Raw genomic sequence first — 13,143 nt, forward strand, 5'->3', positions numbered from 1 at the left:
GCCGGGGCCGCCGGGCCGCGGTCCGGCCGGCCGCGGGCCGGGCGGTCCGGGACGTCCTCCGCCGCCCGCGGGCTGCTGGGGGCGTCCTCCGCCGGCGGGTTGCTGGGGCGGACGTCCGCCCCCTCCCGGCGGACCGGGACGACCGGGAGCCCCTTTCCCCTGGGGCGGGCGGCCCCCGCCGGCGCCGGGACGTCCGCTCCCGGGCTGCCCCTTTTCGCGCGGCGGCTGGGGTTTCGGTTTCTTCGGCTCGGGCGTATCCACCCAACCCTCTTCGAGGTGGCGGAACGTCACGTCGATCACGGTTCGCTCGGCCCGTTTCCGCAGGAAGTCGACGACCCGGCGCCGGATGTCGGCCTCCGCGTTTTCGACGATCGCGGGAATCCGCTCGGCGTCGTACAGGACCATGCGGGTCCAGGAGATCTTCTTCAGCGCTCCGGACGGCGTCCGGTAGTTCATGACGAAACAGTCGTGCTCGTGGTCGAGCACGTAGTCCTGGAGCTCCAGTCCCGGGATCGCCTCGTCGACGAGCGTCTTGAGCAGGGGAAGGTACTTCTCCCCCTTCTCGAACGTCTGCTCCATCGAGACGACGCGATCGCGGAACATCTTCGTGCTCGGCATCGGCGTCTCAGCGGGCGAGGATCTCGCGGGCGATCACGACCCGCTGGATCTCGCTCGTTCCTTCGTAGATTTCGGTGATGCGCGCGTCGCGGAAGTTCCGCTCGACGGGGAACTCCTTCGTGTAGCCGTAGCCGCCGTGGATCTGGAGCGCCTTCGTCGTGACGCGCTGCGCCATCTCGGCGGCATAGAGCTTGGCGATCGCGGCTTCCTCGGTGTAGCGGCCTCCGTTTTCCGCCGCCGCGTCCTTGGCGGCCGCCGCCCGCCACGTCAGGAGCCTCGCGGCGTCGAGCTCGGTCGCCATGTCGGCGATGTAGAAGCGGAGCGCCTGGAACTCCGCGATCGGACGGCCGAACACCTTGCGCTCCCCGGCGTAGCGCACCGCGGCCTCGAACGCGCTCTGCGCGATCCCGACGGCCTGAGCCGCGATCCCGATCCGGCCCCCGTCGAGCGTCGCCATGGCGATCTTGAATCCGTCGCCTTCCTGGCCGAGGCGGTGCGCGGCCGGAACGGCGACGTCGTTCAGGAACATTTCGACGGTGCCGGAAGCGTTCACCCCGAGCTTCACCTGGTGATGGGACCGGTCGAATCCGGCCGCCCGGGTGTCGACGAGGAACGCCGAGATCCCCTTGTGCTTCTTCTCTCGATCGGTCGACGCGAAGACGAGGGCCACGTCCGCCGCGGCCCCGCACGTGATGAAGATCTTCTCCCCCGTCAGCCGGTAGACGTCGCCGTCGCGCACCGCGCGCGTCTTCTGGTTCGCCGCGTCCGAGCCGGCCTCCGGTTCGGTGAGGGCGAAACAGCCGAGCTTCTCGCCGCGCGCGAGGGGCGCCAGGAACTCTCTCTTCTGCTCGTCGCTGCCGAACTTCGCGATCGGATCGCAGACGAGGGAGTTGTTGACCGAGAGGATCACCCCCATGTTCGCGCACGCCTTCGAAACCTCTTCGATCACGATCGCGTACGAGAGGGTGTCCATCCCGGCGCCGCCGAATTCCTCGGGCACCGCGACCCCCGCGAACCCGAGCCCCCCCGCCTGCCGGAACTCGTCCATCGGAAATTCGCCGGTCTGATCGATCTCGGCCGCGCGCGGAGCGACGACGTCGCGCGCGAAATCGCGCACGGCGTCGCGGACCATCTTCTGCTCGTCGGAGAGGTCGAAGTTCACGAGCGCTCGCTCCGGGGCGCGCGGGAGGCGAAAAAGGCGTCGATCCTCTCCCGCTTGGCGTCGGAAGCCTGGATCAGCGCGAAGTGCGCGCGTTCGAGCGCGAGCGCGCCGGCGCGGGACGGGGCGGAGAGGAGCGACGAGGCCGCGGCGCGCGCCGCCCACGAGAGCTCGCCTCCGCTCTGCCATCGCGCCGCGTCGTCGGCCGTTCCGAGCGCGTCGATCCATCCCTCCTCGAAAGCGGTTTCGGCCGCGACCTCGGGCGCGAGAACCACCCGGTACGGGAAATGGAGCACGCCGCGGCGCCGGGCGAGGGCCGGGGAAACGGCGCGGCCGCCCTCGCGGAGCACGAGAACGGCGTCCGGGTCCGCCGCGACGAAGTCCGCGGAGAGCGCGCGATCGAGGGCGTCCGGCGAGACCCGGCCGGAAAGGTGGGAAACGAACATCGGCCCCGGAGAATAACCGATTTGCCCTCGCCCCGGCTCGGCGCCGGAACCCCGCGGCGCCCCGACGCGGGGCGCCGCGGGAAAAGGCGACTTCAGGACGGCGCCGGCGTCAGTTCGGGGACGGCGGCGCGGCCGGCTTCGGCGCGGTTTCGGAGTGCGTCGAGCCCTCGGCGGCCGCCTCGAACTTCGCGTTCAGGTCGTCCGAGTCGGTCGGCTCCTGGTACGTCGTCGAAACGAGGTTGACCTCGGCCTTGAAAGGTTTCCCGATCGCCTTCGGCGCATGCTCGGCGTCGTAGCTGAAGATCATGGTCGGAGGCTGGACGTGCGTGGACGAGGCCGAAAGAGCGCCCGCTCCCCCGCTCGACAGCGTGATGCCGCCGCCGCCGCCTTTTCCACCGCTCAATCCCGAGGCCGCGTTGGGATCGACTCCGCGGGAGCCGCTTCCTCCTTTCGTCTGTTCGATGGAGGAGGGCGGACCGAACACGATGATCACCTTGCCGCGGAGCGTCTCGGAGCCTTTCGTCTCGCCCGAAGAGAAGTACTTGTCGGCGACGGCGATCCGCTCCTTCAGCATTTTTTCGAATTCGGCGCCGCGCTTCGCCTTGTAATCGAGAATGAAGTTCTGCGCTTCCGCGTCCGTCTGGACCTTCTTCCACTGCGCGCGTTCGGCGTTCGTCAGAAAGTAGGCTTCCGGGGTCTTGTCCCAGTTCTTGTATTGTTTCGAGAGACCGCCCGCGAAGACCGCGGGAGCGGCCATCACGACCGCGAGGAGAATCGCCGTCCTTTTCATCGTGCCTCCTGTCCGGCTATGAACGTTTTTTTCGGCCCTTTTATTCGACACGAAACAACGGGCCGCGTCAATCCGCAGGTCTGTCAGGAACTTGCGATTTCCCGGGCAAATCTCTCGACTTCGTCGGCGTAGGCGCCCCAGGAATGGGCGGCGGCGACCGCCCCGAGCCCTGTTGCATAACCCGTCACGCCGCGGGCGAGAACGGAGATCACGGCGTCCGCCAGCCCTGGAGCGTCGTCTTCCGGAACGAGAGCGCCCGTGTCGCCGGAAACGAACGGACGAAACCCGGACTGGTCGGAGGCCACGACCGGGCGTCTCGCGGCGATCGCGCGGGCCGCGATTCCCGACCCCGAGTTCTTCCGGTACGGGCACACGACGACGTCGCATGCCGCCAGCCATTCGTCCATTTCTCCTTCCGTGACGTAGCGGTCGACGAGCCGGATCTTCGAAGCGACGGGGCGCCGCATCAGGCGCGCCATCTGCTCCCGCGAATCGGGAAAGATCTCTCCGACGACGGCGATCCCGGCGCCGGTGTCCTCGACGATCCGCGGCGCCGCGTCGAAGAGGACGTCGAGGCCCTTGTACGGGCGGATCAGACCGAGAAAGAGGACGAGCGGCTTCTCGATCCCGAGCTTCTTCCGCGACGCTTCCCGATCCGCGAGCGGCCGTGCCTCGACGGGATGGGGCAGCACGCGAATCGGCATCGCCGGGAATCGCGCCGCGATCGTGTCCCGGTCGGCGTCGGATTGCGCGATGACGGCGTCCGCCGCCGCGAACGCCCGCCAGGTCAGCCACTTCTTCCACGCCGCGCTCTCGTGGTCGAAAACGTGATGGCAGAGGATCACGTTACGGAATCGTGTATTTTCGCGCCGCGTCGCGCGGAAGACCCCCCGAAGCGACGGCCCCCAGAAGGCGGTCCACCAGGGAGCCACGACGGCGGCTGCTCCCGTGTCGACGATCCGTCGGGCGGTGTTTCTCCACGACCCCGGATTCGCCCAGTCGAGCGCCGGCGTGACTCTCTTCGCCGCGTCCATCAGCTCGGGCGCGACGTCGAACCGCCGCGGATTGATCAGCCGCGGATATCCGCGCGAGTACGTGAAGTATCCGGCGAGCCTCTGCCCGAGCGCATCGGCCAGCAGCATCGTCTGCTGCGCGATCCCTCCCCGGTCGGGAGGGCCGGGGCCGAGGAGAGCGAGCGAGAGCGGCGGCACGCCGGGGATTATCGGTCGGACGACTCGTTCCTTCCGAATTCCACCCGGGGAGGCGGGGTCCTGGGGCGCCCGGCCGCCCTCTTCTCAAGGAGAACGTGTTCGCGCCCGATCACGTCGCTCCCGGACGGGATGAAGAAGACCTCAGTCCGCCGCCCGGAGATAGAACGCCTTCAGGTACTCCGACTCCGGGCAGTAGATCGAGACGGGATGGTCGGGGCCGGCGCCCGCCTTCTCCACGATGGAGAACGTCCGTTTCGCGTCGAGCGCGGCCGAGAAGAGGATCTGCTGGAAGAGCTCGGGCGAGACGACGCCGGAGCAGGAGCACGCGAGGAGGACCCCTTCGGGGCCGACGAGCGTCATCGCGAGGCGGGCCACGTCCTTGTAGCCGCGGGCCGCGCGGTCGATGTCGCTCTTCTTCTTCGCGAATGCCGGCGGATCGAGGACGACGACGCCCCACCGCTCCTCGGCGGCGGCCCTCGACCGGAGATCCTGGAAGACGTCCGCGCGCACGAAATCGCCCTCCGGATCGCCGAATCCGTTCTCGCGACGATGGCGGCGGGCCAGTGCCAGCGCGCTCTCCGAGGCGTCGACGTCGACCGCCCGCGTCGCCCCGCCGGCGAGCGCGGTGACCGAAAATCCGCCCGAATAGGAAAAGAGGTTGAGGACCGTCTTTCCGCGCGACAGCCCGCGCACGCGCCGCCGGTTCTCGCGCTGGTCGAGGAAGAAACCGGTCTTCTGGCCGGAAACGAGGTCGGCGACGAAGCGAAGCCCGTGTTCGAGAAAGCCGGATTCGGCCGCTTCCGAAGGCGCCTCGCGCTCCCCTTCGACGCGGACGACGAGCGCGCCGGGAGCGAAAACGTCCCGATACGCCCCGACGATCTCGTCGCGCAGGCGGGAGGCTCCCCCCGCGGCGAGCTGGAGGACGTCGACCTCCCCGTAGCGGTCGGCGACGACCCCCGGAACGAAGTCCCCCTCCGCGTGGAGCGTCCGGTATCCCGTCGTCTCCGGAGGGACGGAATCCCGCCGAAGGGCCCGTGCGGCCCGGAACCGGGCGCGGATCGTTCCGCCGTCGAACGGCTCGTCGCCGAACGTCCAGAGCTTCGCGACGATCGTCGGTCCCGCGCCGCTCACTCCCGCGCCGAGCCGGTCGCTGGTGGACGCACGAACCTCGACGAGGCCGGAAGCCTCCTCTCCCGCCCGGGAGCGGACCGCCCCCGAGAACACCCACGGGTGCCGGCGGAGCACGGAATGCTCGCGGCCGGGCGCGAGCGTCAGGACGAGCATCGCCCGAATGCTACTCGACCGTATCGGGCGCGCGGCTTACAATCTCCCCGTGCCGGACGAGCCGCGCGACTACTCTCACTACTCCGCACGCGACCTGCTCCAGAAAGGAACGGCGTTTCTCGACGCGAACCGGGTCGACGACGCGGCGATGATGCTGTTCACGCTCTGCGAGCGGTTCTCCGCGGCCGACGAGGCCGTGCCGCCCCACGTCCTCTCTCTTTACGCGCTCACGCTGGCCAGGCAGGGAAAGCGGAAGGAAGCGGTGGACATGGGGCGGACGGCGCTCAAGCGCGGCAGCCGCAGCGCCCTGTGCCGGCTGCACATGGCGAAGATCTACCTGCTGGCCGAGTCGCGTCGGAAAGCGTTCGAGGAGCTCGAACGGGGACTCGCGCTCGCGCCGAATCATCCGGACCTCAAACGGCTGCAGCGGGAGATGGGCGTGCGCCAGCCCCCGGTCATCGGATTCCTTTCCCGCGATAATCCGCTCAACATCAAGCTCGGAAAGGCGAGAGCCGGAAAGAAGAAGATCCGCTGATCGCGGCACGGGCGATCCGCGCATAACTCCCCCGCCCAGAGTCCTTTCCGTCTCTTTCGCCGCTCCCTCCCACCGTTCTTCCCCGCGCTGTGGGAAAATCCTCCGCCTCATGGCGCTCACCGAAGTCCCCTCTCCCCTCCCGGACGCTTCCGCCGAATCCCCTTCGGAGCCGTCCACTCCGCTCCTGAATCGCGAGCTCTCCTGGCTCGCGTTCAACGATCGGGTGATCGAGGAGGCGGAGGACACGTCCCATCCGCTCCTGGAGAGGCTGAAGTTCCTCGCGATCTCCGAGACGAATCTCGACGAGTTCTTCATGATCCGCGTCGCCGGCCTGCGCGCCCAGCTCTCGGCGGAGGTCACGGAGCGCTCGATCGACGGCCTGACGCCGGGCGAGCAGCTCGACGCGGCGCGGCGGACGGTCAAGAAGATGATCCAGCGGCAGACGAAGTGCCTCGTCGAGGACCTGATCCCGCGCCTCGCCGACGCGGGAATCACGATCCTGCCGATCGCCTCTCTCGACGATTCGCGGCGCGTGTCGGCGGGAGAATATTTCCGGCGAACCGTCTTCCCGGTCCTCACCCCGCTCGCCTTCGACCCGGGACACCCCTTCCCGTTCCTCTCCAATCTCTCGCTCAACGTCGCGGCGGAACTGAAGAACCCGGAGACCGGCGCCGTCCAGTTCGCGCGCGTGAAGGTGCCCCCCACCCTCCCGCGGCTCGTGCCGCTCCGCCGGATCGTTCTCGGCAAGAAGAAGCTCGACCCGGAGCACGCCGAATTCGTCTTTCTCGAGGACCTCATCCAGGCGAACCTCGCCGACCTGTTCCCGGGGATGACCGTCGTCTCGTCCTACCTCTTCCGGGTGACGCGGGACGCCGACATCGAGATCCAGGAGGACGAGGCGGGGGATCTCCGCGCGACGATCGAGCACGAGATCCGGCAGCGGAAGTTCGGCGCCGTCGTGAGGCTGGAAGTCGCGCCGCGGACGCCGAAGAAGGTGCGCAAGCTCCTCGTCAAGCAGCTCGAGATCCAGGAAGACGACGTGTACGAGGTGCCCGGACCCCTCGGCTCCGGCGATCTGCTCGCGCTCACCCGGCTCGACCGGAAGGAGCTGAAGGACCCTCCCTTCACGCCCGCGGTTCCCGCGTGCCTCGCCGTCGGGCACGACCTCTTCGGCGCGATTCGCGACGGCGACATCCTCCTGCATCATCCGTACGACTCCTTCTCCCCGGCGGTCGAGCTCATCGACCGGGCGGCGTCGGACCCGAAGGTCCTCGCGATCAAGATGACGCTCTACCGCACGAACGCCGATTCCCCGTTCATCCGCTCCCTGATCCGCGCGGCCGAGCAGGGAAAACAGGTGGCGGTCCTCGTCGAGCTCAAGGCCCGGTTCGACGAAGAGCACAACATCGAATGGGCGAAGGCGCTCGAAGAGGCCGGCGTCCACGTCGTCTACGGCGTGATGGGGTTGAAGACCCACGCGAAGATCGCGCTCGTCGTCCGGCGCGAGAAGGACGAGATCCGGCGCTACGTGCACCTCTCGACGGGCAATTACAACTCGCTCACCGCGAAGGTCTACACCGACCTGGCGCTCCTGACCGCGCGCCCGGAATTCGGCGAAGACGCGACCGAGCTCTTCAACTCGCTGACCGGGTGCTCCCTTCGGGCGTCGTACGAGCGCCTCGTGGTCGCGCCGCGCGACCTCCACCGGCGGACGATCGAGCTCATCGAGCGCGAGACGAAGAACGCCCGCGAAGGAAAGCCCTCCGGGATCAAGGCGAAGATGAACGCGCTCCTCGATCCCGCCGTGATCCGCGCGCTCTACGAGGCGTCGCAGGCCGGCGTTCCGGTCGATCTCGCGGTGCGCGGCGTCTGCTCGCTCCGCCCGCGGCTCGAAGGGATCTCCGAGAACATCCGGGTGATCTCGGTCGTCGGCCGCTTCCTGGAGCACAGCCGCATGTTCGCGTTCGAGAACGGCGGCCGCCCGGAGGTCTATCTCTCCTCCGCGGACTGGATGCCCCGAAACTTCTTCCGCCGCGTCGAGGCCCAGTTCCCGCTCGTGGACCCGGCGCTCGCCCGGCACGCGCGGGACATCCTCGACGACTGCCTGCGCGACACCGCGCGGGCACGCGAGCTCCGGAGCGACGGCACCTACGTCCGGGTCGCCGCCGAAGAGCCGTTCGACAGCCAGGCGAACTTCCTGGAGGAATCGCGCCGCCGGACCCAGCGCGCGATCGAACAGCTGCGGCGCGGGCCGTTCGCCGAAGAAGAGCCCTCCGAGAATCCGGGAGAGGGCGGCGACGCCGCCGCGCCGGAGAAGATCGCCGGTTAACGCGTCCGGGCCTTCTTCTGTTCCGCTTTCCCCCGCTCCCGGATCGCCCGCTTCCACGCCCCGCGGAACGTCTCCAGGCGTCGGGCGATCACGGACGCGATCGCGAGGTTCCGGTACCACTTGTGGTCGGAGGGGATCACGTGCCAGGGCGCGTCGTCGGTCGACGTCTTCGACAGCATCTCCTCGAAGGCGCTTCGATAAGCGCCCCAGCGCTTCCTCTCCTGCCAGTCGTCGGGGTTCGCTTTCCAGCGTTTATCCGGATCCTGCTCGCGCTCCTCGAGACGCTTCTTCTGCTGGGCCCGGGAGAGGTTCAGGAAGAACTTGAGGATCACGGTCCCCTCCGCGGAGAGCATCGATTCGAACGCATTGATCTGGCCGTAGCGCTCGCTCCACACGCTCTTCGGAACGAATCGGTGAACGCGCTCGACGAGGACGGACTCGTAGTGGGAGCGGTTGAAGATGACGATCTGCCCGCACGCCGGCGTCTCGCGGTGAACCCGCCAGAGAAAATCGTGCGCGGCCTCCTCCGGCGAAGGAACGCCGAACGTCGCGACCCGGCATCCCTGCGGGTTCACGCCGGAAAAGACGTGCCGGATCGTCCCGTCCTTCCCCGCCGTGTCGATCCCCTGGAGCACCACGAGCACGGCGTGCGTCCGGGCGGCATAGAGGAGTTCCTGGAGAGAGGCGAGCGCCACGAGATCGCGTCGCATCGCGAGCGCGACCGCGGGATCGTCCTTGTCTCCCTCTTTCGCCGCCGGGTCGAAGCCCGCCAGCCGAACGCGCCGGCCGGGACGGACCCGATAGGGATCTTTCGGGATCTTTCGCGGCCGGTGGCGCGTCACGAGTCGGCGCGCGAGAGGACGGCGTCGCCGCGAAGCAGGCTGGCCGATCCGCCGAGGGGCGCCGCGTCGCGAGACCTGGGGACGTTCCCCGGATCGCGGCGGAGCGGTTCCGGATCCTGCGCCAGCCCGCTCGCCGCGACGGCCGCGCGCGCCGCGCGGCGGGCCTCTTCGGCCCGATCCGACGCCCGGTCGAACACGCGATCCAGGGGCGAATCCGAACCGGCCTCTCCGCCCCCGGACTCGATCATCCGAACCAGATCCCGGAGGAGAGATCGCCAGTCGTTCGCCCGCCCGAGCGAATCCTGGAGAGACTGCCACCGGGAGATCTCCCGCTCGAGCCCCGGCTGGCCGAGCTCGCGGCGCGCCATCAACGCGTAGCGGCGGCGCTTGACGGCAATCCGCAACCGGTGGAGACCTTCGTCGTCGAGCACCCGCGGCGCCCGGATCTCGTCCTTCTCGCCGGCGAGCCTCGAGACGATCGGACCCCTCTCGCGGTCGTGGCCGAGCCGCTCGAAGAGCCTCTTCGCGGGCGCCCGTCCGAGCCGGGCGAGCGCCTCGTGCTGCCCGCGGCGAAAGCGCTCCGCGAGGATTTCGTCGACGGCCTGGGCGTCGCCGGGCGCGATCTCTCCCCATCGGGCCAGCTCCGCGACGAGCTCGCGGTCGACCTCGAGCTGTCGGAGGGGCGAGAGGCGGCGCACGAGCTTCGACGCGCCCCGAGCGACCTTCGGACGCCGTCCCGCTTCGGCGACGACGGCGAGGCGACGCAGCGCGACGCGAAGATCGTGGAGGCCCTCCGGAATTCCGCGCCGGAATTTCCGCTCCGCCCGGCGGAGCGCGCGGCGCTGGGACGACCAGAAGGATTCTTCGGGGGGCACGGCGGAATTCTATCCGACCGGTCGGGCGGGCCGGGCGGCGGGCGCGGTCACGAACGCCGGGCGTCGAAGGCCGGAAAGGACACCCGGAACGAGGCCCCGCGCCCCGCCTCTCCTCCGACGGACACCGTCGCGTCGTGGAGGACGGCCAGGTGCTTGACGATCGCCAGGCCGAGGCCGGTGCCCGGCTTCGCCTTCGAGCGCGAGGGGTCGACCTGGTAGAACCGCTGGAAGATCTTCTCCCGTTCCGAGAGCGGGACCCCGGGTCCGCGGTCCTCGATCCGGAGGACGACGCGCCCGTCCTCCCCGGAAACCGACGCGTCGACGCGCTCCCCGTCCGGAGAGAACTTCACGGCGTTGTCGAGAAGGTTGAAGACGATCTGGAGGAGGCGCCGCCGGTCGCCGGAGACGGCGAGCTCGTCGTCTCCGTCGACGTCGATCGTCACCGCCCGGGCGGCCGCCCGCGGCGCGAGATCGTCGGCGACCTCCCGCACGAGGGGAAGGAGGGGAACGCGCTCGGGCGAGAGCTCGATCGCCCCGGACTCGATCCGCGAGAGATCCGTCAGGTCTTCGATCAGGTCGCGCATTCGCGTCGCCTGCCGGGCGATCAGGGCGGTGAGCTGGGTGGACTCCTCGCGGTCGGGCGCGCTTTCCGAGAGGGTCTCGGCGGCGGCCGCGATCGACGAAATCGGCGTCCGGAGCTCGTGCGAAACGTCCGCGACGAAGCGGCGGCGCATCGACTCCGTCCGGGCGAGGGGCGTCACGTCCCGGAAGATCGCGACGGCGCGTCCGCGCGTGCTCTTCTCGAGCGGCAGGACCGAGACCTCCCAGGTCGTGTCGCCCGGGCGCTTCCAGACGATCGACTGTTCCGCTTTCGCGGCGAGGGCGCGGTCGACGAGCGCGATGACCGCGGGCTCCCGGACGATGTCGACCAGGGGCCTCCCGGCGGGATCGAGCACGTCGAGCATCCGCGAGAAGGCGGCGTTCGCCTGCAGGATCTCGCGCTTCCCGTCGACGACGACGAGCCCGGACGGCAGCCGGTCGAACACGGCGGCGGTCAGCCGCCTCTCCGATTCGGCCGCGGCGAGCGACGCCAGGAGCGAGTTCTTCATTCGCCGGACGGCGTCGGAGAGCGCGGCGGCGTCGGGGTCGTCCTCGTCGGGAGGATCGCGCTTCAGATCCCCGCGCGCGACCGCGAGAGTCGCGTCGGTCACGCGGCGGAGCGGCGCCGCGAAGCGTCGGGACGCGACGTGGCCCACCAGGAAGAGCGCGAGGCAGGAAGCGGCGATCGCCGCCCTCCCCGCCCAGAGAGTCTCCGATTCCTGCGCCGCGAGCTCGTCGATGGGAAAGGCGACCCGCAGATATCCCCGGATCACGCCGCTCTTCGGAATCCGTTCGGCGAGATAGACGAAGTTGCGGTCGAGCGTCGCCGAAAAGCGCCGGGAGGATCCCGCTCCCGCCCCGGCGGCTTCCAGCACCTCCGGACGATGGAGATGGTTCTCCATCCGGGGGACGTCGCGAGGGTCGACCTGGCTGTCGGAAATCACCCGGCCCGTCGCGTCGATCGCGGTCACCCGCGCCCCGAGCTCGTCTCCGGCGGAACGCACGAGCCGGTCGACCGCCGCCGGGTCGCCGAACACGGGCTCCGCGAGCGCGGCGAGGAGCGTGTCTTCGGCCTGGAGCCGGCGGATCGCGCGCTCGCGCGACGCCCGGTCGAGGAGGGCGTCCCAGAAGAGCACGAGGAGGACCGCGACGCCGAGCGCCAGGATGCCGAAGAGAAGGGAGAAGCGGGAGGAGAGCTTCAAGACGCCGTCGCGTTCATCGGGAGCATTCCGTCGCGGCGGAGCGGCGTCTCACTCCGACCGCTGCCGGTACCGGTAGCCGAGGCCCACGACCGTCTCGATCCGGTCGTCGCCGAGCTTCTTCCGGAGCGACCGGATGTGGACGTCGACCGTGCGCGTCTCGACGTCGGCGTCGTAGTCCCAGAGCCGCGCGAGGATCGTGTCGCGCGTGACCACGCGGGCGCGGTTCCGGATCAGCAGCCAGAGCAGGTCGAACTCCTTCTTCGTCAGATGAACGGGCTTTCCGGCGACGGTGACCTCGTACCGCGCGCGGTCGACGCGGAGCTCCCCGTCCTCGAACGTCTCCTCCTCCGAGGTTTCGAAGGACGCCACCCGGCGGAGATGCGCGTTCACCCGGGCGATCAGCTCCTTCATCGAGAAAGGCTTCGTGATGTAGTCGTCCGCGCCGATCTCGAAGCCGAGCAGCTTGTCCCGCTCCTCGGTGCGTGCGGTCAGCATGATGATCGGCACGCGCTTGGTGTCCTCGTGGGCGCGGAGCTCCCGGCACAGAGCGAGGCCGTCGATGTCGGGCAGGTTCAGGTCGAGGATCACGAGGTCGAACGGCTTCTCGTGGAGGGCGGCGAGCGCCGCGACCCCGGAGAGATAGTGCTCGACCTGGTATCGCTTCTCCTTCCGAAGGTTCACCCGGATCGTGTAGGCGATGTCCGGGTCGTCTTCGACGATCGCGATGCGCTTCGAGGTCGTGTGCTTATCCAAATCGCCCCGTGATGTAGTCTTCGGTGATCTTTTCTCCGGGATTCGTGAAGATCTTGTCGGTTCGATCATATTCGACGAGCCTTCCCATCATGAAAAACGCGGTCCGGTCCGAGACCCGCGCGGCCTGCTGCATGTTGTGCGTGACGATGACGATCGTGTAGTTCGTCTTCAGGTGATAGATCAGCTCCTCGACCTTCTGGGTCGCGATCGGGTCGAGCGCGGAGGCCGGCTCGTCCATCAGCAGCACCTCGGGGTCGACGGCGAGCGCGCGCGCGATGCAGAGCCGCTGCTGCTGCCCGCCCGAGAGGGCTAGCGCGCTCTTCTTGAGGCGGTCCTTGACCTCGTCCCACAGCGCCGCCGACCGGAGCGCCTTCTCGACCCGGTCCCTCAGTCCGTCCTTCATGCCGTGCAGGCGCATGCCGTAGGCGACGTTGTCGAAGATCGACTTCGGGAACGGGTTCGGCCGCTGGAAGACCATGCCGATCCGGCGGCGCACCTC

13 protein-coding genes are annotated in these 13,143 nt (G+C 69.2%); 2 read left to right on the forward strand and 11 right to left on the reverse strand.

Annotated features, from left to right (window positions below; all coding sequences use genetic code 11):
- From VFS34_11910 to VFS34_11935, 6 genes are all read right to left on the reverse strand, one after another.
- A partial coding sequence (locus VFS34_11910; GenBank protein HET9795159.1) for a hypothetical protein occupies window positions 1-618 on the reverse strand: 618 nt, incomplete at its 3' end.
- Between the two features lie 7 nt (window positions 619-625).
- Window positions 626-1,780 carry an acyl-CoA dehydrogenase family protein gene (locus VFS34_11915; GenBank protein ID HET9795160.1) on the reverse strand — a complete coding sequence of 385 codons (1,155 nt, stop codon included), beginning with the start codon at window positions 1,778-1,780 and terminating at the stop codon, window positions 626-628.
- Complete coding sequence (locus VFS34_11920) at window positions 1,777-2,223, reverse strand: hypothetical protein (protein HET9795161.1); 447 nt, start codon at window positions 2,221-2,223, stop codon at window positions 1,777-1,779. The genes VFS34_11915 and VFS34_11920 overlap by 4 nt, the downstream gene beginning before the upstream one ends.
- 109 nt (window positions 2,224-2,332) lie before the next feature.
- Window positions 2,333-3,013 (reverse strand): GWxTD domain-containing protein, encoded by a 681-nt coding sequence (locus VFS34_11925; protein ID HET9795162.1) that lies wholly within the window; start codon window positions 3,011-3,013, stop codon window positions 2,333-2,335.
- Between the two features lie 83 nt (window positions 3,014-3,096).
- Entirely contained in the window at window positions 3,097-4,224 is a 1,128-nt protein-coding gene (locus VFS34_11930; protein ID HET9795163.1) for a glycosyltransferase, read from the reverse strand.
- Between the two features lie 141 nt (window positions 4,225-4,365).
- Entirely contained in the window at window positions 4,366-5,508 is a 1,143-nt protein-coding gene (locus VFS34_11935; protein HET9795164.1) for a class I SAM-dependent rRNA methyltransferase, read from the reverse strand.
- Window positions 5,509-5,557: 49 nt separating this feature from the next.
- Here VFS34_11935 and VFS34_11940 point away from each other — a divergent pair, with 49 nt between their 5' ends.
- On the forward strand, window positions 5,558-6,043 hold the full coding sequence (locus VFS34_11940) for a hypothetical protein (protein HET9795165.1): 486 nt from the start codon (window positions 5,558-5,560) through the stop codon (window positions 6,041-6,043).
- Between the two features lie 109 nt (window positions 6,044-6,152).
- A complete protein-coding gene (gene ppk1, locus VFS34_11945; protein HET9795166.1) occupies window positions 6,153-8,372 on the forward strand; it encodes a polyphosphate kinase 1 in 2,220 nt (739 codons plus the stop codon).
- On the opposite strand, the gene VFS34_11950 is transcribed toward ppk1, so the two are convergent.
- The 5 genes from VFS34_11950 to VFS34_11970 form a co-directional block, all read right to left on the reverse strand.
- The gene (locus tag VFS34_11950; GenBank protein HET9795167.1) at window positions 8,369-9,214 is read right to left on the reverse strand and encodes a PPK2 family polyphosphate kinase; all 846 of its coding nucleotides are present in this window, start codon (window positions 9,212-9,214) and stop codon (window positions 8,369-8,371) included. The two genes, ppk1 and VFS34_11950, sit on opposite strands and share 4 nt — an antisense overlap.
- Window positions 9,211-10,089, reverse strand: coding sequence for a CHAD domain-containing protein (locus VFS34_11955; GenBank protein ID HET9795168.1), 879 nt, complete (start codon window positions 10,087-10,089; stop codon window positions 9,211-9,213). The genes VFS34_11950 and VFS34_11955 overlap by 4 nt, the downstream gene beginning before the upstream one ends.
- Window positions 10,090-10,136: 47 nt before the next feature.
- A complete protein-coding gene (locus VFS34_11960; protein ID HET9795169.1) occupies window positions 10,137-11,891 on the reverse strand; it encodes an ATP-binding protein in 1,755 nt (584 codons plus the stop codon).
- Between the two features lie 48 nt (window positions 11,892-11,939).
- Window positions 11,940-12,644 carry a response regulator transcription factor gene (locus VFS34_11965; GenBank protein HET9795170.1) on the reverse strand — a complete coding sequence of 235 codons (705 nt, stop codon included), beginning with the start codon at window positions 12,642-12,644 and terminating at the stop codon, window positions 11,940-11,942.
- The coding region (locus VFS34_11970) for a phosphate ABC transporter ATP-binding protein (GenBank protein HET9795171.1) at window positions 12,637-13,143 on the reverse strand (507 nt) is incomplete at its 5' end. The genes VFS34_11965 and VFS34_11970, both read right to left, overlap by 8 nt.

This window comes from Thermoanaerobaculia bacterium (assembly GCA_035717485.1).
Classification (GTDB): Bacteria; Acidobacteriota; Thermoanaerobaculia; order UBA5066; family DATFVB01; genus DATFVB01.

What these genes read in the sequence shown, in the direction of transcription:
- VFS34_11920 (HET9795161.1), bottom strand. Translation starts at nt 2,223, where the DNA reads ATGTTCGTTTCCCACCTTTCCGGCCGGGTCTCGCCGGACGCCCTCGAT.
- VFS34_11925 (HET9795162.1), bottom strand. Translation starts at nt 3,013, where the DNA reads ATGAAAAGGACGGCGATTCTCCTCGCGGTCGTGATGGCCGCTCCCGCG.
- VFS34_11935 (HET9795164.1), bottom strand. Translation starts at nt 5,508, where the DNA reads ATGCTCGTCCTGACGCTCGCGCCCGGCCGCGAGCATTCCGTGCTCCGC.
- ppk1 (HET9795166.1), top strand. Translation starts at nt 6,153, where the DNA reads ATGGCGCTCACCGAAGTCCCCTCTCCCCTCCCGGACGCTTCCGCCGAA.